Origin of the sequence: Luteimonas lutimaris, assembly GCF_039537065.1 — a bacterium.
Classification (GTDB): Bacteria; Pseudomonadota; Gammaproteobacteria; order Xanthomonadales; family Xanthomonadaceae; genus Luteimonas; species Luteimonas lutimaris.
In genome coordinates, this window is the sequence record NZ_BAAAZU010000001.1 from 1 (window position 1) to 24,878 (window position 24,878).

Annotated in this window: 19 protein-coding genes and 1 pseudogene; 10 read left to right on the top strand and 10 right to left on the bottom strand. The window is 70.3% G+C overall.

Features of this window, described 5'->3' with window-relative positions:
- Positions 1–140 precede the first annotated feature (140 nt).
- Positions 141–2,624 (bottom strand): DNA ligase D, encoded by a 2,484-nt coding sequence (gene ligD, locus ABD679_RS00005; protein ID WP_344757872.1) that lies wholly within the window; start codon positions 2,622–2,624, stop codon positions 141–143.
- A 3-nt stretch (positions 2,625–2,627) separates the two neighbouring features.
- Positions 2,628–3,560 (bottom strand): non-homologous end joining protein Ku, encoded by a 933-nt coding sequence (ku, locus tag ABD679_RS00010; RefSeq protein WP_344757873.1) that lies wholly within the window; start codon positions 3,558–3,560, stop codon positions 2,628–2,630.
- 86 nt (positions 3,561–3,646) lie between these two features.
- Between ku and ABD679_RS00015 the strand changes: the two genes are divergently transcribed.
- Together ABD679_RS00015 and chaB are read left to right on the top strand one after the other, a co-directional pair.
- Complete coding sequence (locus ABD679_RS00015; RefSeq protein WP_344757874.1) at positions 3,647–3,901, top strand: hypothetical protein; 255 nt, start codon at positions 3,647–3,649, stop codon at positions 3,899–3,901.
- A 107-nt stretch (positions 3,902–4,008) separates the two neighbouring features.
- Positions 4,009–4,236, top strand: a complete 228-nt coding sequence (gene chaB / locus ABD679_RS00020) for a putative cation transport regulator ChaB (protein ID WP_344757875.1) — start codon at positions 4,009–4,011, stop codon at positions 4,234–4,236.
- 175 nt (positions 4,237–4,411) lie between these two features.
- Here chaB and uvrD read toward each other — a convergent pair whose 3' ends face one another.
- Together uvrD and ABD679_RS00030 are read right to left on the bottom strand one after the other, a co-directional pair.
- Positions 4,412–6,607: a DNA helicase II gene (gene uvrD, locus ABD679_RS00025; protein ID WP_344757876.1), complete on the bottom strand. Its 2,196-nt coding sequence runs from the start codon at positions 6,605–6,607 to the stop codon at positions 4,412–4,414.
- Between the two features lie 143 nt (positions 6,608–6,750).
- Positions 6,751–9,066: a S9 family peptidase gene (locus ABD679_RS00030; RefSeq protein WP_425561822.1), complete on the bottom strand. Its 2,316-nt coding sequence runs from the start codon at positions 9,064–9,066 to the stop codon at positions 6,751–6,753.
- Positions 9,067–9,236: 170 nt separating this feature from the next.
- On the opposite strand from ABD679_RS00030, the gene ABD679_RS00035 reads away from it, so the two are divergent.
- Positions 9,237–11,027, top strand: coding sequence for a DUF885 domain-containing protein (locus ABD679_RS00035; protein ID WP_344757877.1), 1,791 nt, complete (start codon positions 9,237–9,239; stop codon positions 11,025–11,027).
- 122 nt (positions 11,028–11,149) lie between these two features.
- Here the strand turns inward: ABD679_RS00035 and ABD679_RS00040 are convergent, their stop codons facing one another.
- The 3 genes and pseudogenes from ABD679_RS00040 to coaBC form a co-directional block, all read right to left on the bottom strand.
- The gene (locus ABD679_RS00040; protein WP_344758216.1) at positions 11,150–13,405 is read right to left on the bottom strand and encodes a phosphomannomutase/phosphoglucomutase; all 2,256 of its coding nucleotides are present in this window, start codon (positions 13,403–13,405) and stop codon (positions 11,150–11,152) included.
- An 84-nt stretch (positions 13,406–13,489) separates the two neighbouring features.
- Complete coding sequence (dut, locus tag ABD679_RS00045) at positions 13,490–13,948, bottom strand: dUTP diphosphatase (protein ID WP_344757878.1); 459 nt, start codon at positions 13,946–13,948, stop codon at positions 13,490–13,492.
- A gap of 120 nt (positions 13,949–14,068) precedes the next feature.
- Positions 14,069–15,291: pseudogene (gene coaBC / locus ABD679_RS00050) on the bottom strand (bifunctional phosphopantothenoylcysteine decarboxylase/phosphopantothenate--cysteine ligase CoaBC).
- A gap of 174 nt (positions 15,292–15,465) precedes the next feature.
- Here coaBC and radC point away from each other — a divergent pair.
- From radC to ABD679_RS00085, 7 genes are all read left to right on the top strand, one after another.
- Entirely contained in the window at positions 15,466–16,140 is a 675-nt protein-coding gene (gene radC / locus ABD679_RS00055) for a RadC family protein (RefSeq protein WP_344757879.1), read from the top strand.
- A gap of 139 nt (positions 16,141–16,279) precedes the next feature.
- A complete protein-coding gene (locus tag ABD679_RS00060; RefSeq protein ID WP_344757880.1) occupies positions 16,280–16,570 on the top strand; it encodes a GIY-YIG nuclease family protein in 291 nt (96 codons plus the stop codon).
- Between the two features lie 221 nt (positions 16,571–16,791).
- On the top strand, positions 16,792–18,480 hold the full coding sequence (gene argS, locus ABD679_RS00065; protein ID WP_344757881.1) for an arginine--tRNA ligase: 1,689 nt from the start codon (positions 16,792–16,794) through the stop codon (positions 18,478–18,480).
- Positions 18,481–19,266: an SPOR domain-containing protein gene (locus ABD679_RS00070; RefSeq protein ID WP_344757882.1), complete on the top strand. Its 786-nt coding sequence runs from the start codon at positions 18,481–18,483 to the stop codon at positions 19,264–19,266. It begins immediately after the preceding gene.
- A 208-nt stretch (positions 19,267–19,474) separates the two neighbouring features.
- A complete protein-coding gene (locus ABD679_RS00075) occupies positions 19,475–19,891 on the top strand; it encodes a hypothetical protein (RefSeq protein ID WP_344757883.1) in 417 nt (138 codons plus the stop codon).
- A gap of 46 nt (positions 19,892–19,937) precedes the next feature.
- Positions 19,938–20,498 (top strand): methyltransferase family protein, encoded by a 561-nt coding sequence (locus ABD679_RS00080; protein WP_344757884.1) that lies wholly within the window; start codon positions 19,938–19,940, stop codon positions 20,496–20,498.
- A gap of 40 nt (positions 20,499–20,538) precedes the next feature.
- Positions 20,539–21,291, top strand: coding sequence for an SDR family NAD(P)-dependent oxidoreductase (locus ABD679_RS00085; protein ID WP_344757885.1), 753 nt, complete (start codon positions 20,539–20,541; stop codon positions 21,289–21,291).
- A gap of 20 nt (positions 21,292–21,311) precedes the next feature.
- On the opposite strand, the gene ABD679_RS00090 is transcribed toward ABD679_RS00085, so the two are convergent.
- The 3 genes from ABD679_RS00090 to speA form a co-directional block, all read right to left on the bottom strand.
- Positions 21,312–21,566, bottom strand: a complete 255-nt coding sequence (locus tag ABD679_RS00090) for a YciI family protein (RefSeq protein ID WP_344757886.1) — start codon at positions 21,564–21,566, stop codon at positions 21,312–21,314.
- A complete protein-coding gene (locus tag ABD679_RS00095; RefSeq protein WP_425561811.1) occupies positions 21,563–22,792 on the bottom strand; it encodes an acyltransferase family protein in 1,230 nt (409 codons plus the stop codon). The genes ABD679_RS00090 and ABD679_RS00095 overlap by 4 nt, the downstream gene beginning before the upstream one ends.
- Before the next feature lie 136 nt (positions 22,793–22,928).
- Positions 22,929–24,818 (bottom strand): arginine decarboxylase, encoded by a 1,890-nt coding sequence (speA, locus tag ABD679_RS00100; RefSeq protein ID WP_344757887.1) that lies wholly within the window; start codon positions 24,816–24,818, stop codon positions 22,929–22,931.
- Between the last annotated feature and the right edge of the window lie 60 nt (positions 24,819–24,878).

Here is a 24,878-nt window from a genome sequence, read left to right on the forward strand (position 1 = left end):
AAGCACGGGCCAGATGCGGCTTTGGTCCCTCCACCCCGACAGGCAACAACATACAAGCGGCTTCAGCCGCGAGCTCTTGGCCCGTTCTTGCCGCGACGCTGAAAAGCTCGCGGCTGAAGCCGCTCCTACAAGGACCCGGGCTATTCCGGAAACTCCGGCAGCGCCTGCCGCAGCCCGTCGAAGCCTTCCCACGGGTTCTTGCGCAGCCGCGCGGCGCGCTGCTTCGCCCTGGCCAGGTCGAATGCATCCGGGCGCTTGATGCGTCCCAGCTCTTCCCAGCGCAGCGGCACCGCCACCGGCGCGCCTTTGCGTGCGCGCAGCGACCACGACGCCACGCTGGTCGCGCCGCGGGTGTTGCGCAGCCAGTCGATGAAGATCTTCCCCGGCCGCTTGGCCTTCGACATCGTCGCCACGTAGCGCTCGGGCGCGTGTTCGGCCATCGCAGCGGAGAACGCCTCGCAGAAGCCGCGCACGTCGTCCCACAACGGCCCGCGCGCAATCGGGGCCACCACGTGCAGGCCCTTGCCGCCGGACAGGCGCACGAAGGACTGCAGGCCGGCCTGCCCGAGCTTGTCGCGCACGTCGCGCGCGGCGGCGATCACGTCTTTCCAGCCCACGCCTTCGCCGGGATCGAGGTCGAATACCAGCCGGTCGGGCTGTTCGGGATCGTCGATGCGCGCACCCCAGGGATGGAATTCCAGCGTGCTCATCTGCACCAGATCGATCACGCCCTCGATATCGTCGACGTACAGGTACTGCTCGCTGCCGCTCTTCTGCGCCAGCGCGATCGCGTGCACGTGTTCGCCGAGGCTGCCGGCGTGATGCTTCTGGAAGAAGCATTCGCCCTGGCTGCCGTCGGGGCAGCGCAGCAGCGACAGCGGCCGGTCAATCAATTCCGGCAGCAGCCACTTCGCCACGCTGCGGTAGTAATCGGCGACGTCGCCCTTGGTGTAGTCGGCGCCGTCAAAGACGACGCGTTCTGGATGGGTGATCCGCGCGTTGCCGGCGGCAGGCGTGTGTTTCATCGTCGGTTTCTCCGATCCGGTTTCGGGTGGCCTGACATCGCGCGGCCGCTTGTCCGCGCGCAGGCGCTTGAAGCTGGCTTGGCGCAGCAGGCCCTCCTTGCCCCAGCCGCGGAAGGCGACTTCGGCCACCAGCTCCGGCGCAACCCAGTGCACGCTGCGCGGCGAAAACGGCACGTGACCGGGCAGCTCGACCACCGCTGTCTTGCGTTCGATCGCCTGCAGGCGTCCGTGGATCGCCCGCAGCGCTTCGGCATCGTATCCGGTGCCGACGCGGCCAACGTAGCGCAGGCCGCCGCCATCGCGCGTGGCCATCAGCAGCGAGCCAAATCCGCTGCGCGCACCCTTCGGCTCGGTGTAGCCGACGATGACGAACTCGTCGCCCTGCTCGTGCTTGGCCTTGATCCAGTCGCCGCTGCGCCCCGAGCGGTAACCGCTGTCGATGCGCTTGCTGACCACGCCCTCGATGCCCTGCTCTCCCGTCTGCGCGAACACCTCCGCGCCGTGTCCGACGACGTGGTCGCTGAAGGCCAGCACGCCGACCTTGCGGCCCAGCAGCTGCTTGAGCAGCGCCTTGCGCGCCTGCAGCGATGCCTTGCGCAGGTCGACGCCGGCCAGTCCGGGCAGGTCGAACACCAGGTAGCGCAGCTGCGCCTTCGAAGTGCCGTCGATCACCCGCTGCAGTTCGGAAAAATCGCTGCGGCCGTCCCTGCCCAGCACCACCAGTTCGCCGTCGAGGCAGGCGTCGGCGACGGGCAGCGCCGCGACCGCCTTCGCCACTTCTGGAAAGGTCGCGTCCCAGTCCAGGCCGCCGCGGGAACGCAGCTTCGCCACGCCATCGACCAGGTCGACCATCAGCCGGTAGCCGTCCCACTTGATCTCGTGCAGCCAATTGTCACCGGCAGGCGGCGCTGCGCGCAGCGCGGCGAGCTCGGGCGCGAAGCCGGTCGGCATGTGGCCGTCGCGTGCACCTGCGAGCGCAAGGGCACGTTTGCGCCAGGTCGAACTCGCCCGATTCTCCTTCGCGCCGGTCGCGGTCTTCTTCGCACCCGGTTTCCTGCGTTTCCCCGACGCCTTTGCCGTTGCGGGCGTCGTGACGAGGTCGTCGGCCTCGAGATCGGCCGCATGCGCATCGTCGCGCTTGATCAGCAGCCACTGTTTCTGCCTGCCGCGCATGCGGGTGCGCACCAGTTTCCAGCCCCCTTGCAGCTTGTCGCCGCTGAGGGTGAAGTCGAGCTTGCCGGCCGCAAGCGCCTCGAGTGGATCGCCGTCGCACGCCCAGTGGCCGTGGTCGAACACGTCGACGTGGCCGGCGCCGTAGTTGCCTTCCGGGATATCGCCTTCGAAGGTGGCGTAGTCGAGCGGATGGTCCTCGACCTCCACCGCCAGCCGCTTCTCGCCCGCGCGCAGCGACGGTCCCTTCGGCACTGCCCAGCTCTTCAGCGCGCCGTCGGCTTCAAGGCGGAAATCGTAATGGCGAGAACTCGCGTGGTGCAGCTGCACCACGAAGATCGGCCGGTGGCCCGGCATGCGGCCAGCGTCGGCAGCCGGCTCCGGGGTGCGGTCGAAGCGGCGCTTGCGCGTGTAGTCGCGCAGGCTCATGGCTCAGCCGGCCTTGCGTTTCGCGGCTTTCTTCGTCGCGCTGGCGGCCTTCTTCGCCGGAGACTTCTTCGCCGACGACTTCTTCGCGGCCTTCTTCGTCGTCTTTTTCGCGGCGCTCTTCTTTGCAGGCGTGCGCTTGTTGCTGGCGATGCTCTTCTGCAGCAGCGACATGAAGTCGACCACGTTGGTGGCGGCGTCCCCGGCGGGCTCCGGCTCGTTGTCATCGGCCTTGGCCAGCGCGCCCTTCGATTTCATCTTCTGCTTGATCACCGCTTCCAGGCGCACGCGGAACTCGTCGTGGTAGTCGTCGGGCGCCCACTTGCCGGACATCGAGCCGATCAGCTGCTTCGCCATGTCCATTTCCTTTGCGGTGATGCGCCAGGAAGACGGCTTGCCCCCGGGCAGGTTGTAGTCCGCCGGGTCCACCAGCTCCTGCGGGTAGCGCAGCAGCATCAGGAACAGCGCGTCGTCCCGCGGCATCACCGCGGCGAGGTATTCGCGGGTGCGGATCACCACACGCGCGATGCCGACCTGCTTCGTGGTCTTCAGCGTCTCGCGCAGCAGCACGTACCCCTTCTCGGCCTTCTTGGCCGGCACCAGCACGTAGGGCTTCTCGAAGTACTGCGGCGGGATCGCGTCGGCATCGACGAAGGCCTCGACCTCGACCGTCTCGTGGCCCTCCGGCGCAGCCGACTTGATGTCCTCCTCCTCGACCACGACGTAGCTGCCCTTGTCGTACTCGAACGCCTTGACGATGTCCTTCCACGGCACCTCGTCGCCGGTCTCGGCGTTGACGCGCTCATAGCGGATCGGCGTCTTGTCGCGCGAATCGAGCATGCGGAAGTGCAGGTCGACCTTGCGTTCGCCGGACATCAGCGACACCGGAACGTTGAGCAGGCCGAACGACAGCGTTCCGGTCCAGATCGGGCGGGCCATGGTCGGCCTCCTGTTGCGGGGTTCCCGATCGTGCGGCGGCGGCGGTGAGTCCGCGGTGAAACGCGATTCAGCGTCTGCGGACGATCATGCGCGCCATGTATGGCCGTGAACGACGCCGATCCACTGACCTCGACGACGCCGCGCTGCGCGAGGGCCTGACCCACGCGCAGCTGGACGCGCTCGGCACGCTGGAGCATTTCGGCTGGACCCTGCGCTTCGTGCGCCGCCCGATGTTCCTGGACCCGGTCCCGGTGCTGTTCCACCGCGACGGCAAGCGCTTCGTGGTGCTGGAAGCCGACGGCACCCTGAACGAAAACTCCGGTCTGGTGATCCGCGAGTAGCGCATCCGTGTCGCGCGCCGCCCGCCCACGGGCGCATCACGACGGCTTGCCACCGGGTTAACTCCGCCCGCCGCATCGTGGCCGCGAGACCACAGCGGAGGCAGCCCATGCCCTACGACCGCATCAGCGAACTCCCAGATTCGGTGCGCGACCACGTGCCGAAACACGCGCAGGAGATCTACAAGGAAGCCTTCAACAGCGCGTGGGACGAATACAAGGACGCGGACGACCGCCGCGGCGACGCCTCGCGCGAGGAGACCGCGCACCGCGTGGCGTGGTCGGCGGTGAAGGAGAAGTACGAGAAGGGAGACGACGGCGACTGGCACGCGAAGTAACCGCGTCCCGCAACCCACAGCGGGAGCACCATTGTGGGAGTGCCTTGTGGGAGCGGCCATGGCCGCGATGGCCGGCAACACCGCGGAAAGCATCGCGGCCATGGCCGCTCCCACATGTCCATCAGCGGCGGAAGTCAGTCTTTGTGTCCCCCACCCGCACCACCGGACCCGGCAGCTACACCGGCTGCAGGTTCGCGTAGGCCAGCACCAGCCACTTGCTGCCCACATCCTCGAAGTTCACCTGCACGCGCGCGTGTGCGCCGCCGCCTTCGATGTCGGTGACGATGCCGTTGCCGAACTTCACATGGGTCACGTTCTGGCCCAGGCGGATGCCCGGCGTCTCGTCGACCACCGCGTGGCCGCGATTGCGCCGCAGCGTGCTGGCGTACATCGGCCGCGACACCTGCACCTTCGGCCGCACCTCGTTGAGCAGCGCCGCCGGGATCTCGCGCAGGAAGCGCGAGGGCACGCCGTACATGTCCTGGCCGTGCAGGCGCCGTGACTCGGCGTAGCTGAGCACCAGCTTCTGCCGCGCACGGGTGATGCCGACGTAGGCCAGCCGGCGCTCCTCCTCCAGCCGTCCGCTTTCCTCCACCGAGCGCGCATTCGGGAACAGGCCTTCCTCCATGCCGGCCAGGAACACCAGCGGGAATTCGAGGCCCTTGGCACTGTGCAGGGTCATCAGCTGCACGCCGTCCTCGCCGGCCTGCGCCTGGCCCTCACCAGCCTCCAGCGCGGCATAGGCGAGGAAGGCAACCAGTTCGCTCAGCCGCTCGCCCTCTTCCTCGTCGCCGCGCACGAAGCGCGACGCCACCGACACCAGTTCGTCGAGGTTGTCGACCCTTGATTCAAGCGCGCCCTTCGACTCGTTGGCGTAGTGCTCGCGCAGGCCCGAGCGCATCAGCACGTGGTCGATCTTGTCCTTGAGCGGCAGCTCGGCGACCTCGCCGTCGATCGCGTCGACCAGCGCGTGGAAGCCGGCCAGTGCGTTGCGTGCGCGCGCGGCCAACTCGTTCCCGCGCGCAACGCGGATCGACGCCTCCCACAGCGACACCGCATCGGTGCGCGCGCGCTTGCGCACCTCGTCCAGCGTGCGCTCGCCGATCCCGCGCGTGGGCGTGTTGACCGCGCGCTCGAAGGCCGCGTCATCGGCGCGGTTGGCCACCAGCCGCAGGTAGGCCAGCGTGTCCTTGATCTCGGCGCGCTCGAAGAAGCGCACGCCGCCATAGACGCGGTACGGGATCTGCTCGGCCAGCAGCGTCTCTTCGAACGCCCGCGACTGCGCGTTGCTGCGGTACAGGATCGCGCAGTCGCCGTGGCTGCCGCCGTCGCGCACCCACTGGCCGATGCGCTCGACCACGAAACGCGCCTCGTCGACCTCGTTGTAGGCCGCGTACAGATCGACGGCCTCGCCCTCGCCACTGTCGGTCCACAGCTGCTTGCCCATGCGCGCCGGGTTGTGCGCGATCACCGCGTTGGCGGCGTTGAGGATGTTGGCGCTGGAACGGTAGTTCTGCTCCAGGCGGATCGTCTGCGCGCCGGGGAAGTCCTGGAGGAACTTCTGCACGTTCTCCACCTTCGCGCCGCGCCAGCCGTAGATCGCCTGGTCGTCGTCGCCGACCACGAATACCTTTCCAGAATCGGCCTGCCCACTGTCGCCGGCGAGCAGGCGCACGAAGCCGTACTGGATGCTGTTGGTGTCCTGGAATTCGTCCACCAGCAGCTGGCCGAAACGCTGGCGGTAGTGCGCCAGCAGCGCCGGCGTGTCGCGCAGCAGCTCGTGCGCGCGCAGCAGGATCTCGGCGAAGTCGACCAGCCCGGCGCGGTCGCAGCGCTCCTGGTACAGCGCGTAGCTCTTGAGCATCACGTCCGACCATTCGTCGCGGTCGCTCTGGATGTGCTGCGGGCGCCGGCCCTCGTCCTTCTGCGCGTTGATCCACCACGCGATCTGCCGCGGCGGGAAGCGCGCCTCGTCGAGTTCCAGTTGCTTGACCACGCGCTTGACCAGGCGCAGCTGGTCGTCGCTGTCGAGGATCTGGAAGCCTTCCGGCAGCTTCGCGTCCTGCCAGTGCAGGCGCAGCAGCCGGTGGGCGAGGCCGTGGAAGGTGCCGATCCACAGCCCGCGCGAACCGTTGCGCAGCAGCGCATCGGCGCGCTGGCGCATCTCGCCGGCGGCCTTGTTGGTGAAGGTCACCGCGAAGATGCCGTGCACCGGCACGCCGAACACCTCGTTCAACCAGGCGATGCGGTGGGTGAGCACGCGGGTCTTGCCGGACCCGGCGCCGGCCAGCACCAGGTAGTGCCCCGGCGGCGCGGAAACGGCCTCGCGCTGGGCGTCGTTGAGCCCGTCGAGCAGGTGGGAAACATCCATCGCGGCATTCTACGCGAGGGCCGGTCGCAGCCCGGGCGACACCCCGTGTCCCGTAGGAGCGGCGGGAGCCGCGATCTTCAGCCGACGTCCCGCAATCCATCGCGGCTTCCGCCGCTCCTACAAAAACAGCGCCTGCGGAACCGTTACTGGCTGCCCGGCTTGATCTCGTACCCCGCCGGCGGTTCCGCCCCCAGCAGGTGGCGCACGAAATAATCCCAGCGCCGCCGGGTGACGTACATGCCCACTCCGCCGCTGCCGTAGCCGTGGCGCGCCTCGGGCAGCAGCAGCAGGTCGAAGTCCCTGTTGGCCTCGATCAGCGCCTGCACCACCAGCAGGGTGTTGGTCGGCGGGACGTTGTCGTCCATCAGGCCGTGGATCAGCAGCAGGTGGCCCTTGAGCTTGCCGGCGTGGTTCTGGTTGGCCTGGTCGTCGTAGTTGCTCGACCCGTCCTTGGCGATGACCGGCAGGCCCTGCCATTTCTCGGCCCAGTCGTCCTCGTAGCTGCGGTTGTCGTGGTTGCCGCTCTCGGCGATGCCGACCTTGAACAAGTCCGGGTAGCGGAACATCGCGCCGGCGGTGGCGTTGCCGCCGCCGGAGTGGCCCCAGATGCCGGCGCGGTCGAGGTCGATCCATGGGAAACGCTGCGCCAGTTGCTGCATGCCGGTGACCTGGTCGGGCAGCGTGTTGTCGCCGATGTTGCCGAAGTAGGCGTCGTGGAAGGCCTTGGAGCGCCACGGCGTGCCCATGCCGTCGATGGCGACCACGATGAAGCCCAGCTCGGCCAGCGCCTGGTTGTCGCCGTGCGAGGCGAGGAAGCTGCGGCTGCGCACCGAGCCCGTTTGCGGGCCGGGATAGACGTAGTTGATGATCGGATATCGCTTCGACGGATCGAAGTTCGTCGGCTTGAACATCAGCCCGTACAGATCCGTCTTGCCGTCGCGCGCCTTCACCGTGAACGGTTCCGGCGCGATCCAGCCCGCGGCCTGCAGGCGCGAGATGTCTCCGCGCGCGACCTCGCGCACCAGCGCGCCATCGGCGGCACCGCGCAGCACGGTCACCGGCGCGGTATCGGTCGTCGAATACGTATCGACGAAATACGTGCCATCGGGCGACAGCTCGACCTTGTGGTCGGCGTCCTCGGGCGTGAGCAGCACCGGTTCGCCGCCGTCGAGCGAGACCTTGTAGAAGTGCTGGTAGTAGGGGTTGCGCCCGGCCTCCATGCCGACGCCGCGGAACCATACCGTGCGCGACTGCGGATCCACGCGCAGCACTTCGGTCACGTTGCCCTCGCCCGTGGTCACCGCGTGCTTGAGCTTGCCGCTGCCCGCGTCGTACAGGTACAGGTTGCCCCAGTTGTCGCGCTCGCTGAACCACAGCACTTCACCCGAGCGCGGCAGGTAGCGCCAGTTGACCGCACCGTTGCCGCTTTCAAAGTAGGTTTCCACCTTCTCGTCGAACACCGTGCGCACCGCGCCGGTGTCCGCGTCGGCGATGCGCAGCCAGGTGTCGCGGTGGTTGCGCGAGGTGGAGGCGAAGGCCAGCGTGCGGCCGTCGGGCGCCCACTGCACGTCCTCCCAGCCCCCGTCGCAGCTGACGTCGTCGCACAGGGTCGAACGGTGCTGGTCGGGCGGCATCTGCAGCGTCACGACCTTGCGCGCGGGCACGTCGACGATCACGCGCTCGATCATGGTGACGTGCTCGTCGCCGACGAACGGATACTTCCAGCGCTCGACCTTCGGCGCGCCAACGTTGGTGTGCACCAGCACCATCTCGCTGGTCCTGCGCTGATCCTGCCGGAACGTCGCGATCTTCATCGAGTCCGGCGACCACACCAGGATGGCGTTGTCGGTGTGCTTCCAGCCGGCGTTGTCGGTGGCGTAGCCGTAGTCGGTGCTGCCGTCGGTGGTCAGCTGTGTTTCCGCGCCGCTGGCCAGGTCGCGCACCCACAGGTTCCAGTCGCGGACGAAGGCTTCGCGCCTGCCGTCGGGCGAGCGTACGCCGGGTTCGCCGATCTTCTCGACGCATTCGCCCTTGCCGGACAGGTCGCAGCGGTAATCCTTGTCGAACGCGGACAGCGCGACGCGGCCGTCGTCCTCGATCGACCAGCGCTTGAGCGGCAGCTTCTCCGCCTTCACGGGCTTGCCGGCGGCCTTGCCCAGCGCGCGGGCCAGCCTGACGTGATCGAAGGCCGGCACGACGCCGCCATTGGTCGCGTCCACGCGCAGGAAGCGGTCCCCGTCGGCATCGTGGTCGCGGTACGCGAACTGGCCGTCGTCGAGCCACGCCAGCTGCGCCGGCACGTGGTCGACCAGCGGCGCGGTGTTGTGCGGCAGGAACCGTTCGGCCCGCGCGTAGTCGTCCGCCGTCACCGCCGGCGCCTGCGCGAACGCAGCCGCCGGAACCCCCATCGCCAGCCATCCGGCCAGCACCAGCGCGCGCTTGCGCCCGCCAACGATCATCGAATGCATGCAGCCCCACCCCTTGTTGAAAGTGGCGCATCCGCACCGCGGCGCGCCGTCGCGGGCCATGCTAACCCGCGCCGCCGCGGCCTGCCCTCGTGACCTGTGGCCGATTGCCCGCCCGTGGCGCGCGGCGTAGGGTCACGCGGTCCCCGCACACGGATTCCGCCATGAAAACGCTCGCGCTTGCCATCGCCCTCGCCCTCGCCGCGCCCGCCGCCATCGCGCAGGCACCCGCCACGCCGACGGCCGCCGCGGCGCCCGCCACGCCGGCCTGGGTGGAGAAAAGCAACGCCGACGCGCAGGTACTGGTCGCCGCGCAGGCGCAGTTCCAGCCCGAGGGTTTCTCGTTCTTCGGCATCCCCGGCTACGACGACAAGGTCGCCGACCTGCGGCCCGGCAACGGCGAGCGCTTCCGCGCGGCGGTGGCCGACGCCAAGGCGACGCTGGAGCAGAAGCTGCAGGTCGAGCGCGACCCGAACGTGCGCCAGGACCTGCAGATCATGATCCACGCCGCCGACGAAAGCATCGAGGGCAGCGCCCTGGGCGAACGCCTGCTGCTGCCGTGGACCGACGCGCCGCAGCTGGTGTTCTCCGGCCTGCAGGGGCTGCTGTCCGACCAGACCCCACCCGAGCGCCGTGCCCGCGCGCTCGACCGGCTCAAGGCCTACGTCGGCATGACGCCGGACACCACGCCGATCACCGAACTGGCGCGCCAGCGCTACGAGGAACGCGCCGGCGACAAGGCGCTGTTGCGGCCGACCAGGCTGGAAGTCGAGCAGGCGCTGGGCAACGTCGACACCTATGTCGACGGCATCCGCAAGCTGTTCGCCAAGTACGACATCGCCGGTGCCGACGCCGCGCTCGACGCGATGGCGACGCAGTTCAAGGCGTACCAGTCATGGGCGCGCGCCGAGGTGCTGCCCGAGGCGCGCGCGGATGCGAAGCTCCCGCCCGAGCTGTACGCGTTCCAGCTCAAGCAGTACGGCATCGACATCGACCCGCAGCTGCTGATCGACCGCGCCCAAGTGGAGTTCATGGAAACCCGCGCGGCGATGGCGCAGCTCGCGCCGCTGGTGGCGAAGGCCAAGGGACTCAAGGGCATCGACGACGGCGACTACATCGCCGTGATCCGCGCGCTGAAGCAGGCGCAGATCCCCAACGACCGGCTCGAGGCGCGCTACCGCACCGTGATCGACGCGATCGACCCGATCATCCGCAAGCAGCGCATCGTCGACGTGCCGAAGCGGCCGATGGTGATGCGCCTGGGCAGCCCGGCCGAGTCCGCGGCGCAGCCGGCGCCGCACTTCCTGCCGGCGCCGCTGGTGGGCAACACCGGGCAGCAGGGCCAGTTCGTGCTGCCGGTGTCGGTGCCCAACCCCGACGGTTCGTCGCTGCAGTACGACGACTTCAACTTCGAGTCCGCGGCGTGGACGCTGTCGGCGCACGAGGGCCGGCCGGGCCACGAGCTGCAGTTCACCGCGATGGTGGAGCGCGGCATCTCGCTGGCGCGCACGCTGTTCGCCTTCAACTCGGTCAACGTCGAGGGCTGGGCGCTGTACGCCGAGGCCGAGATGGTGCCGTACGAGCCGCTGGACGGACAGATGATCGCCCTGCAGCTGCGCCTGCTGCGCGGCGCGCGCGCGGTGCTCGACCCGATGCTCAACCTCGGCCTGATCGACCGCGAAAGCGCGCGCCGGGTGCTGGAGGACGAGGTCGGCGTGTCGCCGGCGATGGCCAAGCAGGAGCTCGACCGCTACATGTTCAATGCTCCCGGCCAGGCCGGCAGCTACTTCTACGGCTACAGCCGCATCCTGCAGCTGCGCATGGACACCGAGCTGGCGCTGGGGGCGAAGTTCGACCGGCTGGCGTTCAACAACTTCCTGCTCGACCAGGGGCTGCTGCCGCCTGACCTGCTGGCCAAGGCGGTGGAGGAGGAGTTCATCCCGACGCGCAAGTAGCAGGGGCGGCCCACCGACATTCCGTTGTAGGAGCGGCGGGAGCCGCGACCCCGCGCGCCGTCGGGCAAAACCCGGTCGCGGCTTCCGCCGCTCCTACCGAGGGCGGGGTGGCGCGGGTGTCGTCAGAACGGCAGCTGCAGCTCCGGGTCCAGCGCCAGCAGCTGCTCACGGAAGGCCTGCTGGATGCGGTCGAGCGCTTCGGCCGAGTCGCCGTCGAAGCGCAGCACCAGCACCGGGGTGGTGTTGGACGCACGCACCAGGCCCCAGCCGTCGGGCCAGTCCACGCGCAGGCCGTCGATGGTCGACAGGCGCGCGCCGTCGAAGTGCGACTGCGCGACGAAGCGCTCGACGAACGCATGCGGATCACCGCCGGGCGCGTCGACCTTGATCTCCGGCGTCGAAACGCCGTTGGGCAGCGCGTTGAGCACGTCGCTGGGCGACTGCGGATCGGTGGCGAGGATCTCCAGCAGCCGCGCGGCGGCGTAGATGCCGTCGTCGAAGCCGTACCAGCGCTCGCCGAAGAAGAAATGACCGCTCATCTCGCCCGCCAACTCGGCCTCGGTCTCGCGCATCTTGGCCTTGACCAGCGAATGCCCGGTCTTCCACATCAGCGGGCTGCCGCCGTGGCGCAGGATGTGGCCGGGCAGGCGCCCGGTGCACTTGACGTCGAACAGGATCACCGCGCCCGGGTTGCGCTCGAGCACGTCGGCGGCGAACAGCATCAGCAGCCGGTCGGCGAAGATGTTCTGGCCGTCGCGCGTCACCACGCCGAGGCGGTCGCCGTCGCCGTCGAAGGCGATGCCCAGGTCGGCCTCGAAGCGCGCGACCGTGTCGATCAGGTCGCGGAGGTTGTGCGGCTCGCTGGGGTCGGGATGGTGGTTGGGGAAGTTGCCGTCGATCTCGCAGAACAGCGGGATCACCTCGGCGCCGATCGCCTCCAGCACGCGCGGGCCGACCTCGCCGGCCACGCCGTTGCCGGCGTCGACCACCACCTTCAGCGGCCGCGCGATCTGCACGTCCTCGGCGATGCGGTTGACGTAGTCGCCGGAAATGTCGCGCTCGCTGTGGCCACCGGGCGACATCGCCTCATGCAGCCGGTTGTCGGCGATGCGCGCATGCAGGTCGGTGATGGCCTCGCCGTGCAGCGTCTCGCCGCCGACCACGATTTTGAAGCCGTTGTAGTCGGGCGGGTTGTGGCTACCGGTGAGCGAGATGCAGCAGCCGGTGTTGAGGTGGAAGGCGCCGAAGTACACCACCGGCGTGGGCACCATGCCGATGTCGATGACGTTGCGGCCGGCCTTGCGCAGGCCGCGCGACAGGCCTTCGACCAGGTCCGGCCCGGACAGCCGGCCGTCGCGGCCGACGACGATGTCCTCGAGTCCCTTTTCCTGCATCAGCGAACCGACCGACTGGCCGATCAGCTCGGCCACGCCCGCGTCGAGCGTCTGCCCGACCACGCCGCGGATGTCGTAGGCGCGGAAGATGCCGCGGTCGATGCGCACCGGCGCCGCCTTCGGCGCGTCGCGCACCGCGACCGGCGCGGTTTCCTGCGCCTCCGGCGGGCTGTCGACCAGCACCTGCGACAGCGTCGGCGCGCTGCCGTCGTCGACGGCGTGCAGCCCGCCGATGCGGCTGGGCAGGCGCCACAGGACGTAGCCCAGCAGAAGCAGCACCAGCGCCGCGATGAAGGCCCCCAGCACGCCCAGCCCGAACGGGCTGGTCACCGGCGCCGGCACCGCCGCGGCAACGCGCAGGCTGGTGCCGGTGATCGGCACGGCGCGCCGCTCGGCGCCCTGCGACAGTGCGGTGTCGCCGCGTTCGAACAGGGTGAAGCTGCCCTGGCGCAGGGCGAGGTAGCTGTCTTCGGGCAGGCTGGCGTTTTCCAGCCCGAGGATTGCGCGCGCCAGCGGCAGGCGCACGAAGGCGATGCCGACGGTGGCGTCGCCGGCGCGTGCCGGCGCGGCCAGCGCGATCTCCGGCTTGCCGGCTCCGCCGATCGCCCACAGCACCGGCTTGTCCTCGGCCTGCGCCGCCTCCAGCGCCGCGACGCGGCCGTAGCCGCTCCTGGGCAGGCCGGCATAGGCGTCCTGCAGGTCGGGCGGCAGCACTGCGGCTTCCTGCACGCCATTCCAGCCGTCGCCGAGCGCCTTGCCGGCCGCGGCCAGGTCGCCGGCGGCCAGCGCCGACTGCACCGCGTCCGAGGCCAGCCGCTCGGCCAGCTTGTCCAGGTCGCCCTTGAGCACGCGCTGGGTGGACTGCGCCGCCGTGTCGCGGCCCTGTTCCAGCGCGCCGCGCCGGCTGTCGTCCTGCATCTGCCGCCAGCCGCTCCACGCCAGCCACAGCGCCAGCAGCGCGCAGACGACGGCGAGCACCGGCATCCACGGCCGTGCGTGCGCCAGTGCGACGCGCGCCTTGCCCGGTTCGTGTTCAGTGTTCATGGCCTGCCCCCCGACTGCCATTGGTCAACGCACGCCGGTGTGGCCGAAGCCACCCGCCCCGCGCGCGCTCTGGTTGAAAGTATCCACTACTTGCAGCGTCGCGCGCACGATCGGCAGCAGCACCAGCTGCGCGATGCGGTCGCCGGGCTCGATCGTGTACGCCTCGCGGCCGCGGTTGAAGACGCTGATCATCAGCGGCCCCTGGTAGTCGGCGTCGATCAGGCCGGTGCCGTTGCCGAGCACGATGCCGTGCTTGTGGCCCAGCCCCGAGCGCGGCAGCACCACCGCGCACAGGGCCGGGTCGTCGATGTGGATCGCCAGCCCCGACGGCACCAGCGCGGCGTCGCCGGGCCGCAGCACCAGCGCCGAATCCAGCGCGGCGCGCAGGTCCAGGCCGGCGCTGGCCTCGGTGCCGTAGGCCGGCAGCGGCCACTGCCCGCCCATGCGCGGATCGAGGATCTTCAGCTGCAGGGTGTGGTGCATCGGCGGTCCTGGAGATGGCGGGTCGGTCGGCGCGACCTGCGAGGGTAGCGCAAGCGGCCGGCCCGCAATGGCGTCGCGGTCACGCCGCCGGGCATCGCGGGCCGGGCGTGCCGCCGGCGGTCAGGCCCGCAGTCGCTCGGCCACGAGGTCCAGCAGCCGCTCGGCCAGTTCGGTCTTGGGTGCCGGGCCCAGCGCGCGTTCGCCGCCGTTCCAGTACACGGCCAGCGCGTTGTCGTCGCTCTCGAAGCCACTGCCTTCGACGCCGACCCGGTTGGCGGCGATCAGGTCGAGCTTCTTCTTCGCCAGCTTGCCGCGCGCGTAGGTCTCGACGTCGCCGGTCTCGGCGGCGAAGCCGACCAGCAGCCGCGGCCGCCGCGGGTCGACGGCGACCTCGGCGAGGATGTCCCGGGTGCGCACCAGTTCGAGCGTGAGCCCGTCTTCGCCGTCGCGCTTCTTGATCTTGCCGGGCGCGACCTGGCGCGGGGTGAAGTCGGCCACAGCCGCCGCGGCGATGTAGATGTCGGCGGGCAGCTGCGCGAACACCGCGTCGTGCATCTGCGCGGCCGAGCGCACGTCCACGCGATGCACGCCGTCGGGCGTGGGCAGCGCGACCGGTCCGGCCACCAGCACCACGTCCGCACCGCGGCGCGCGGCCGCGGCGGCGATCGCGAACCCCATCTTGCCGCTGCTGCGGTTGCCGATGAAGCGGACCGGGTCGATGTCCTCGTACGTGGGCCCGGCACTGACCACGATGCGCAGGCCGGCCAGCGCGGCGCCGGCCATCAGGGCATCGCCGCGGCCAGCTCGGCCACGATCGCGCCGGGTTCGCGCAGGCGGCCGGGGCCGGATTCGCCCTCGGCCAGCGGGCCGTCGTCGGGGCCGATCACCTGCACCCCGCGCTCGCGCAGGGTGGCGATGTTGGCCTGCGTAGCCGGGTGCAGCCACATGCGGTGGTTCATCGCCGGCGCCACGGAGACCGGCGCGGTGGTGGCCAGGCACAGGGTGCTGACCAGGTCGTCGGCGAAGCCGTGCGCCAGCTTCGCCAGCGTGTCGGCGGTGGCCGGCGCGATCACGATGCGGTCGGCCCAGCGCGCCAGTTCGATGTGGCCCATCGCGGCCTCGGCGGCGGCGTCCCACAGGCTGGTGCGCACCGGCAGGCCGGACACGGCCTGGAAGGTCGCGGTACCGACGAAGTGCTGCGCGCCGTCGGTCATGGCCACCTGCACCGTGGCGCCCGCCTCGCGCAGGCGACGCACCAGTTCGGCCGCCTTGTAGGCGGCGATGCCGCCGCACACGCACAGCAGGATCCGGCGCTCCCGGAGCTTGTCGCTGGCTTCGGCCATGTCAGGAAATTCCTACGTGCGAACGCGGCGACAGCTTACCCGAACCCCCGGCCTGGCCCGACTGCGCCGGGCCGCGCGCTGCGCTGCAATGGCCCCATCGCCGACGGCTGCTGAACGGCAACGCCCCATCCCCTGGCGCTGCAGCCGCCGGCGACCCCATTGCAAAGGATCCCCATGCACATCCGCGACTGGCCCCCCGGCGAACGTCCCCGCGAAAAACTGCTCAAGCGCGGCGCCGCCGTGCTGTCGGACGCCGAACTGCTGGCGATCTTCCTCGGCTCCGGCCTGCGCGGGCTGGACGCGGTGGCCACCGCGCGCCGGCTGCTGGCCGACCACGGCCCGCTGCGCCGGCTGCTCGAACACGCACCGCCGGCGCTGGCGAAGCTGCCCGGCCTGGGGCCCGCGCGCGCCTGCCGGCTGTCGGCGGCGCTGGAGCTGTGCAACCGCTACCTGGCCGCGGGGCTGGAGCGCGGCGAGGCGCTGACCGACCCGTCCGCCGCCGGCCGCTACTTCGCCCAGCGCCTGCGCGGCCATCCCAGCGAAATCTTCGCCGCCCTGTTCCTCGACACCCGCCACCGCGCGCTGGCGTTCGAGGAGCTGTTCCGCGGCACCGTCGACGGCGCGGAGGTGCACCCGCGCGAGGTCGTCCGTCGCGCGCTGGCGCACAACGCCGCGGCGATCATCGTCGGCCACAACCATCCCAGCGGCAGCGCCGAGCCCAGCGCCGCGGACCGCGCGGTCACCGCCCGGCTGAAGCAATCGCTGGCGCTGGTGGACGTGCGCCTGCTGGACCACTTCGTGATCGGCGACGGCGCGCCGGTGTCGCTGGCGGCGCGCGGGTGGGTGTAGGCCCCCGCTGGCCGCCCGGAAAGCAGATCCCTCGCTGCGCTCGGGATGACAGGAAAGGGGAGATGACAGGGAGAGCCAGCGCACAACCTGGTCATCCCGAGCGCAGCGAGGGATCTGCTTTTGCCCTTCGTCACAACGCATGAAGACATTCCACGTCTACATCCTCGCCAGCCGCTCGCGCGCGCTCTACGTCGGCGTCACCAGCGACCTGCTGCGCCGCATTCACGAGCACCGCCAACATCTGGTGCCCGGCCACACGCAGCGCTGTCGGATCACGCGCCTGGTCTACTGCGAAGAGGCCGGGGCCGACGCGGCTGCGGCCATCGCGCGCGAGAAGCAGATCAAGGGCTGGCGTCGCGAGAAGAAGGTCGCGTTGATCGCGACCGACAATCCGACCTGGGAGGACCTGGCCGCGGATTGGTACGGCTGACCGCTTGGGGCACAGCGGAACCCTCGCTGCGCTCGGGATGACAGCAGGGGGCAGGGAGCGTGTGTGGAGGTGACGGAAAGGACCAGAACACGACCCTGTCATCCCGAGCGCAGCGAGGGATCCGCTGTTGGCCCTTCGCCAGCACTGGCCCGGCTTTGGCCGGCCTGGCAGGGTCTCTCGCGTACAATGCGGGGCCGTTGAACCGCGACACCACCGTCACCGTGAAATCCCAGCTCCGCGCCCTGGTCGCCCAGGGCATCGATGCCCTCCGCGCCGCCGGAACCCTGCCCGCCGACCTCGCCACGCCCGACTTCGTCGTCGAGCGCCCGAAGGACCGCAGCCACGGCGACTTCTCGACCAATGCCGCGATGCTGCTGGCCAAGCCCGCGCGCAGCAATCCGCGCGCGCTGGCGCAGGCGCTGATCGAGGCACTGCCGGCCAACGACGACATCGCCACGGTCGAGATCGCCGGGCCGGGCTTCCTCAATTTCCGCCTGGCGCCCGGCGCCTGGCAGCGGCAGCTGCGCGCGGTGCACGCGCAGGGCGCCGGCTACGGCCGCAACGACGGCGGCAATGGCCGCACCGCGGGCGTCGAGTACGTGTCGGCCAACCCGACCGGCCCGCTGCACGTCGGCCACGGCCGCGCGGCGGTGATCGGCGACTGCATCGCGCGCGTGCTCGACGCCAACGGCTGGGGCGTGAAGCGCGAGTTCTACTACAACGACGCCGGCGTGCAGATCGAAAACCTCGCCAAGTCCGTGCAGGCGCGCGCCCGCGGCCTGACGCCCGACGACGCCGGCTGGCCCGAGGACGGCTACCGCGGCGACTACATCGCCGACGTCGCCCGCGCCTTCCTCGACGGCGCCAGTGTCGAGGTCGAGGGCCAGGTGGCGACCGGCAACGGCGACGCCGACGACCTCGACGCGATCCGCCGCTTCGCCGTGGCCTGGCTGCGCAACGAGCAGAACGGCGACCTGGCCGCGTTCGGCGTGGCCTTCGACGTGTATTTCCTCGAATCGTCGCTATACGCCGACGGCAAGGTGGAGGAAACCGTGCGCGGGCTGGTCGAACACGGCCACACCTACGAGGACGGCGGCGCGCTGTGGCTGCGCACCACCGACTTCGGCGACGACAAGGACCGCGTGATGCGCAAGTCCGACGGCACGTATACGTACTTCGTGCCGGACGTGGCGTACCACCTGTCCAAGTGGCAGCGCGGCTACGAGCGCGCGATCACCGAGCTGGGCGCCGATCACCACGGCTCGCTGGCGCGGGTGAAGGCCGGCCTGCAGGCACTCGACGCCGGCATCCCGGCCGGTTACCCCGAATACGTGCTGCACCAGATGGTCACCGTGATGCGCGGCGGCGAGGAAGTGAAGCTGTCCAAGCGCGCCGGCAGCTACCTGACCCTGCGCGACCTGATCGAGGAAGCCGGGCGCGACGCCACGCGCTGGTTCCTGGTCGCGCGCCGGCCCGATTCGCAGCTGGTGTTCGACATCGACCTGGCGCGCAGCCAGTCGCTCGACAACCCGGTCTACTACGTGCAGCTCTCGCACGCGCGCATCTGCGGCCTGCTGCGGCAGGTGGACGAACGTGGCCTGGCCTTCGACATCGACAACGGTCTGGCACAGCCGCTCGATCCCGCCGACGCCGCGCAGCGCGACCTGCTCACTGACCTCGCGCGCTGGCCCGAAGTGGTGGCCGCCGCCGGTGAGCAGCTCGAACCGCACCTGGTGACGACCTACCTGCTTGAACTGGCGCAGGCGTTCCAGACGTACTACAACGACCACCAGTTCCTGGTCGACGAGGCCGACGTGCGCGACGCGCGCCTGGCGCTGGCCCTGGCGGTCCGCCAGGTGCTGGCCAACGGCCTGGACCTCGTCGGCGTACATGCACCGGAGAAAATGTAAGTGGCAGCAAGACGCGGCAAGTCGCAGGCGCGACGCAACTCGGGCAACACCGGCGGGCTGCCGGGTTGGGCCTGGCTGATCCTGGGCATCGTGATCGCGCTGCTGGCGGTGCTGGCGCTGCCGCGGGTGTTCAAGTCCGACGGCAGCGACGGCTTCATCCTGCCGCGCCCGAATCCGGACGCGCAGCCGTCCCCGTCCGGCAACGACGCGGACGACGCCGACCTGCCGGAGCCGGTCGCCGCCGCGCCGAAGCCCGACGCCAGGCCGGCCAGCGACCAGGAACGCGACTACGACTTCTATACCGTGCTGCCCGGCCAGGAAGTGGCGATGTCCGACGCCGAGCTCGCCGCCAGCGCGCGCGCCGAGGAGGTCCGCAAGCGGCAGCTCGAACAGCAGCGGGCCGCCGCGGCCGCCGCCGCTTCGGGCGATGCCGCCCTGCCGGCACCGATCACGGAAACCCCGGCCGCCACGCCGGCGCCTGCGCCTGCGTCGACGCCCGCGACGACCCCTGCAACCCCGGCGACCGCCACCGCTGCGGCCAGCCAGGAAACCCAGGCCCGCTACATCCTGCAGGCCGGCGCCTTCGGCGCCTCGGGCGACGCCGAAGCGGTCAAGGCGCGCATCGCCCTGCTCGGCCTGAACGCGCGCGTCGAATCGGCCGCGATCAACGGCAAGACCGTCTACCGCGTGCGCATGGGACCCTACGGCACCGCCACCGAGCTGGCCGCGGCCAAGGACAAGCTCGCCAACGGCGGGCTGCCGGCGATGGCGATCAAGGCGAAGTAGGACCCGGGACTCGGGACCCGGGACCCGGGACTCGGGACTCGGGACTCGGGACTCGGGACTCGGGACTCGGGACTCGGGACTCGGGAAAGGCGAATACGGCGGCTGCATCCGCGCAAGGCCCGGGTTCCGGGCCGCGGCGCCCCGTGCGGTCGCGACCGATGAGAAGCGCCCGCGGCACAATGCCGTCCCAAGGGAAGAGGGCACGTCCATGCCGATCGAAGCCGCACTGATCAAGCCCGTCGTCGATGCCCTGATGGGGCTGTTCAAGCAGGGCGACAACCTGCGCCTGAAACGCAACGCCGAGGCCGCGCTGCGCGAGGCGATCCGCGAGCTGCTGCTGGCCAGCCCGGACGACAACAAGGCCGAGGCGCGCATTGCCATCGCCAAGGCCGCCGGCATCCTGTCCGAGGACGTGGTGCTGGCCGAGGACATGCTGCGCAAGACCCGCGCGGCCAGCGCCCGCACCCGCGGCAAGGCCGCGACCGGGCGCAAGCGCAAGCCGGCCGCCGACAGGGCCCCTGCGAAGAAGGCCGCGCAGCCGGCGGCAAGGAAGACGGCGAAGAAGGCCGCCACCAGGGCCGCGGCGAAGAAGACGGCAGCGAAGAAAACCGCCGGCAAGGCCTGAGCCACGCCGCTGGCGCGAACGCCGGCCGCCGCGCACTATCCGCCGCATGGACAAACTCTTCCCCGCGCTGTGCCTGGCGTGGTTCGCCAGCGAATGCTGGATCCTGCTGCGGCTGCGCTCCGGCGACGCCGGCCGCCGTCGTGACGGCGGCACGCTGCGCGTTCTGGTGGTAGTGATCTTCGCCAGCATCGCGCTGGCCACCGGCTTCGACGGGCTCGACGTGGCGCGCTTCGCGCGGCCGCTGCAGGCGCCGCTGTGGTGGCTGGGCATCGCGCTGATGGTGGCGGGGATGCCGCTGCGCTGGTGGTCGATCCATGTCCTGGCCCGGCACTTCACCGTCGATGTCGCCATCCGGCCCGACCACGAGCTCATCCGCAGCGGCCCGTACCGGCTGCTGCGCCACCCGTCGTACACCGGACTGCTGATGACGTTCGCCGGCTTCGCCCTGTGCCTGGGCAACTGGCTGTCCCTGGCGGCGATGGCACCGGTGGTGCTCGCCCTGATGTGGCGGATCCAGGTTGAGGAGCGCGCGCTGTCCGCGGCGTTCCCGGACGGCTACCCGGCGTACGCGCGCACGACCAAGCGACTGCTCCCGTACGTCTGGTGAACCGCGGGCCCCGGCGCACGGCGGGGACTAGAATCCCCGCATGACCAAGACCCTCCTCGTCACCGGCGCCACCGCCGGCTTCGGCGCCGCGATCGTCGAGCGCTTCGTCTCCAACGGCTGGCGCATCGTCGCCACTGGCCGCCGCGCCGACCGCCTGCAGGCGCTGGTGAACCGCCACGGCGCCGACCGGGTGCATGCCGCCGCCTTCGACATCCGCGACCTCGATGCGATGCAGGCCGCGCTCGACGCCATCCCCGCCCCGTTCCGCGACATCGACGTGCTGGTCAACAACGCCGGCCTCGCGCTCGGCACCGCGCCGGCGCAGCGCGCGGACCTGGCGCAGTGGCGGCAGATGATCGACACCAACGTCACCGCGCTGGCGGCGATGACCTACCGCCTGCTGCCGACCCTGATCGAACGGTGCGGCGCGATCTTCAACATCAGCTCCATCGCCGGCAGCTATCCCTACCCCGGGGGCAACGTCTACGGCGCGACCAAGGCCTTCGTCACCCAGTTCTCGCTCAACCTGCGCGCCGACCTGCACGGCACCGGCGTGCGCGTGACCTCGATCGAACCGGGACTGGCGGAAACCGAGTTCACCCTGGTGCGCACCGGCGGCGACCAGGCCGCGTCCGATTCGCTGTACGCCGGCACGCATCCGATCACCGCCGCCGACATCGCCGAGTCGGTGTGGTGGATCGCCAACCTGCCGCCGCACCTGAACGTCAACCGCTTCGAGCTGATGCCGGTGAGCCAGTCGCTGGCGGGGTTGCAGATCCACCGCGACCCCTGAATCACTGCGATCCGGGGCGCTTACTTCGCGTCCCACTCGTGCACGATGACCTCCGACGATCCGCTCTCGTGCAGCGGATCGGCGTGCGCGGCCGCAATCGCATCGTCCAGGCTGCCGGCGAGCAACAGGTAGGCGCCGCCGCTGCGATCGCTGAAGGGACCGGCGAGTTCAAGCCGGCCCTGCGCGCGAAGTCGGTCCAGATGCGCGTAATGCGGTTCGATCATTGCCGGGTCGAATGCAGGCTTGCGCAGGGTCAGCACCAGGTAGCGTTTCATCGGTTTCGCGTGGCCTCGTCCGGTCCATAGCCGGTCAACCCGGCCTCGAGCGCATCGCTGCGCAGTGTTGCAGGAGAGTTGTTTCCGGCAGGTGGAATCCCCGCCACTGCCGGCGTATGCGGGCGGGCGTAGTATCCGCGCAGGAAACTCCCGCGCAGCTTCAGGAACGGCCGCTCCACCGCGTAATACAGCAACGCGGCCGCGGCAATCGAGGCCGCGCCGTATGCCAGCCACGCCAGGATGCCGCTGCCTTCCAGCACGCTGCCCCAGTGCGCCTGCACCACGCCATAGACCGGTTTGTGCACCAGGTACAGGCTGTAGGAGATCGCTGCGATCCAGCCCGCGCCCGGCACGGCACGTGCACCGAGCGCGCCGCGCGGCTGCGCGCCGGCAAACACCAGCAGGGCGAGCGCCAGCGACAGCACGGGCCAACCGATGCTGTTGGCGAGCAGCCCCACGCGGTCGCGGAACAGCCAGAACGCCAGCACCAGCACTGCCACGCCCAGCAGCGCGAACAGGTTGGCGTGCGCGGCGGCACGCGCCCACGACTGCGGCCGCCAAGCCTGCCACGCCGCCAGCATCACCCCCATCAGCAATCCGTCGAGGCGACTCCAGGTCGGATAGTAGATGTCCTCGACGAACCAGTTGCGCGGTGGTTGCAGCGCGTCGAAGTGCAGCCACACCGTGGTGCGGATGGCAATGCCACCGAGCAGGATGGCAATGCAGGCCGCCCAGAATCTTGTCGATGAAGGCCGCCGCGACAGCAACAGCGCCAGCGCGGGGAACAGCAGGTAGAAATGCTCCTCGACGCACAGCGACCAGGCATGCGAGAACGCACTGTTGCTGCCGTAATCGATGGAAACGTTGACGATGAACAGCGCGAACTTCCACCACGGCTCCATCCCCGGTGCCTCGCGGAATCCCGGCCACAGCAGGTAGATCGCCAGCACTGCCCAGAACGCCGGCAGGATGCGGAACACGCGCTTGAGGTAGAACGTACGCAGCGAGGGTGCCGTGCCCTGCGCCAGCGGCCGCAGCAGCTGGCCGCCGATCAGGTAACCGCTGAGCACGAAGAACAGGTCGACGCCCATCCAGCCGTAGCGCGACAGCCAGCTCCAGTCCGGCCCGAGCCCGCCGACGACGAAGCTGTGGAACTGCATCGTCCACAGCACCGCAATGGCGCGCAGCAGGTCCAGGCCGGGCAGGCGCGGCCGCGATCCACTCATGCCTTCTGGCCGCGCGCCGTGGGCAGCGCAGGCGATGCCCCGCTGCAATGGAATGGCAAGCCGGCAAGGTCGCGGCTGCGCACCCCGGCCCGTCCGGGATGGACGGGCGGTCGAGGCGGCGGTCGGTTGGCGAGGCTCACGCCAGCGGCGTGTCGTCGAGGTAGGTGTAGCCGGTCAGCCCTGCTTCCAGCGCGTCGTTCAGCCGCTGCGCCTCGTCGGCCGGCAGGTCCGCGGCGGCGACCTTGTCGCGGTAGGCGCGGCGCAGGTCGTCGATGACGTAGCCGACGTAATCGAGCATCACGTCGGTGGTGTCGCCGCGGCGCTGCTGGACGATCGCGTAGCCGTCGCCGTCGAGGGTGACCTCGATCGCGTCGGTGTCGCCGAACAGGTTGTGGATGTCGCCCAGGATCTCCTGGTAGGCGCCAACCAGGAAGAAGCCGATGCGGTAGCTCTCGCCGTGGCGCAGCTCGTGCAGCGGCAGCGAGGTATCCAGGTCCTCGTTCTCGACGTAGGTGTCGATCTTGCCGTCCGAGTCGCAGGTCAGGTCGGCGATGATGCCGCGGCGCGTGGGGGCCTCGTCGAGGCGCTCGATCGGCACGATCGGGAACACCTGGTCGATCGCCCAAACGTCGGGCATCGATTCGAACACGCTGAAGTTGACGAAGTACTTGTCGACCAGCCGCTCGTCGAGCTCGTCCAGGACCGGCCGGTGGCTTTTTTCGGCGTAGGTCAGGCGCGCGCGGACCGCGTGGGCGATGGCGTAGAACAGGTCGTCGATGCGCGCGCGGTGGACCAGGTCGAGCTGGCCGAGCGCGTACAGCGACAGGCCCTCGGCGTGGAAGTGCTGGGCCTCGTGGAACAGCTCCACCGCCGGACGCTCGTCGAGTTCGGCGTGGATGGTGCGCAGGTGGCGGATCACCGCCGGCTCGTCGTCGTGCTCGTCGGGCACGCGGCCCTCGGGCGCGGGCTCGACCTCGGACACGTTGGCCACCAGCACCGCATGGTGCGCGGTCATCGCGCGGCCGCATTCGGTGACGATGCGCGGCGCCGGCAGGTCGTTGGCCGCACAGGCGTCGGCCAGCGGCTGCACGATGCTCGACGCGTACTGGGCGACGCCATAGTTGACCGAGTTGTAGCTGCGCGAACGCGTGCCCTCGTAGTCGACGCCCAGGCCGCCGCCGACGTCGACGTAGTCAATCCGCGCGCCGAGCTGCGACAACTCGACGAAGTAGCGCGTCGCCTCGCGCATGCCGCGGGCGATGTCGCGCACGTTGGAGATCTGCGAACCCATGTGGAAGTGCAGCAGCTTCAGCGCGTCGCCCATGCCGGCGTCGCGCAGCGACTTCCACAGGTCCAGCAGCTGGCGCGGGCTGAGGCCGAACTTGGCCTTGTCGCCGCCGGAGTTCTGCCACTTGCCGGCGCCCAGCGAGGCCAGCCGCATGCGTACCCCGAGCACGGGGTCCACGCCGAGCGCCTGCGCTTCCTCCATCACCAGCCGCAGCTCGGAGGGCTTCTCGATCACGATGAAGGCGTTCATGCCCAGCTTGCGGCCGATCAGCGCCAGGCGGATGTACTCGCGGTCCTTGTAGCCGTTGCAGATGATCAGGCCACCCGGGCGCGAGAGCGCCAGCACCGCCATCAGCTCGGGCTTGCTGCCGGCCTCCAGGCCGAAGCCCTCGCCCGCGTGCGCGGCCAGCGTGCCGGCGACGCCGCGGTGCTGGTTGACCTTGATCGGATAGACCGCGGTGTAGGCGCCCGCGTACTCCCAGTCCGCGCGCGCCTGGGCGAAGGCGGCCTGCAGCGTGCGCAGGCGCTCGCCGAGGATGTCCGGGAAACGCACCAGCAGCGGCAGGTTGGCGCCCTGCGCCAGCGCCCGGTCGACGACTTCCGGCAGCGCCACCGTCGGGCCGCCCGCGCCGCGCGGGCGCACCAGCACGCGCCCGCGGTCGTCGACGTCGAAATGGCCGCCGGCCCAGTGCGGGATCGAATAGGTCTTGCGGGCCTGGTCGGGCGACCACGCGGTCATGGCGGCATCCTGGAAAAGCAGGCGCGCAGTTTAGCGGCTCGCCCGCGAAGAAGGCGGTGA

Bases quoted from the DNA above. Each gene is read 5' to 3' on its own strand.
- ligD (WP_344757872.1), bottom strand. From the start codon at position 2,624: ATGAGCCTGCGCGACTACACGCGCAAGCGCCGCTTCGACCGCACCCCG.
- ku (WP_344757873.1), bottom strand. From the start codon at position 3,560: ATGGCCCGCCCGATCTGGACCGGAACGCTGTCGTTCGGCCTGCTCAAC.
- ABD679_RS00015 (WP_344757874.1), top strand. From the start codon at position 3,647: ATGCGCGCCATGTATGGCCGTGAACGACGCCGATCCACTGACCTCGAC.
- chaB (WP_344757875.1), top strand. From the start codon at position 4,009: ATGCCCTACGACCGCATCAGCGAACTCCCAGATTCGGTGCGCGACCAC.
- uvrD (WP_344757876.1), bottom strand. From the start codon at position 6,607: ATGGATGTTTCCCACCTGCTCGACGGGCTCAACGACGCCCAGCGCGAG.
- ABD679_RS00030 (WP_425561822.1), bottom strand. From the start codon at position 9,066: ATGATCGTTGGCGGGCGCAAGCGCGCGCTGGTGCTGGCCGGATGGCTG.
- ABD679_RS00035 (WP_344757877.1), top strand. From the start codon at position 9,237: ATGAAAACGCTCGCGCTTGCCATCGCCCTCGCCCTCGCCGCGCCCGCC.
- ABD679_RS00040 (WP_344758216.1), bottom strand. From the start codon at position 13,405: ATGCCGGTGCTCGCCGTCGTCTGCGCGCTGCTGGCGCTGTGGCTGGCG.
- dut (WP_344757878.1), bottom strand. From the start codon at position 13,948: ATGCACCACACCCTGCAGCTGAAGATCCTCGATCCGCGCATGGGCGGG.
- radC (WP_344757879.1), top strand. From the start codon at position 15,466: ATGCACATCCGCGACTGGCCCCCCGGCGAACGTCCCCGCGAAAAACTG.
- ABD679_RS00060 (WP_344757880.1), top strand. From the start codon at position 16,280: ATGAAGACATTCCACGTCTACATCCTCGCCAGCCGCTCGCGCGCGCTC.
- ABD679_RS00075 (WP_344757883.1), top strand. From the start codon at position 19,475: ATGCCGATCGAAGCCGCACTGATCAAGCCCGTCGTCGATGCCCTGATG.
- ABD679_RS00080 (WP_344757884.1), top strand. From the start codon at position 19,938: ATGGACAAACTCTTCCCCGCGCTGTGCCTGGCGTGGTTCGCCAGCGAA.
- ABD679_RS00085 (WP_344757885.1), top strand. From the start codon at position 20,539: ATGACCAAGACCCTCCTCGTCACCGGCGCCACCGCCGGCTTCGGCGCC.
- ABD679_RS00090 (WP_344757886.1), bottom strand. From the start codon at position 21,566: ATGAAACGCTACCTGGTGCTGACCCTGCGCAAGCCTGCATTCGACCCG.
- ABD679_RS00095 (WP_425561811.1), bottom strand. From the start codon at position 22,792: ATGAGTGGATCGCGGCCGCGCCTGCCCGGCCTGGACCTGCTGCGCGCC.
- speA (WP_344757887.1), bottom strand. From the start codon at position 24,818: ATGACCGCGTGGTCGCCCGACCAGGCCCGCAAGACCTATTCGATCCCG.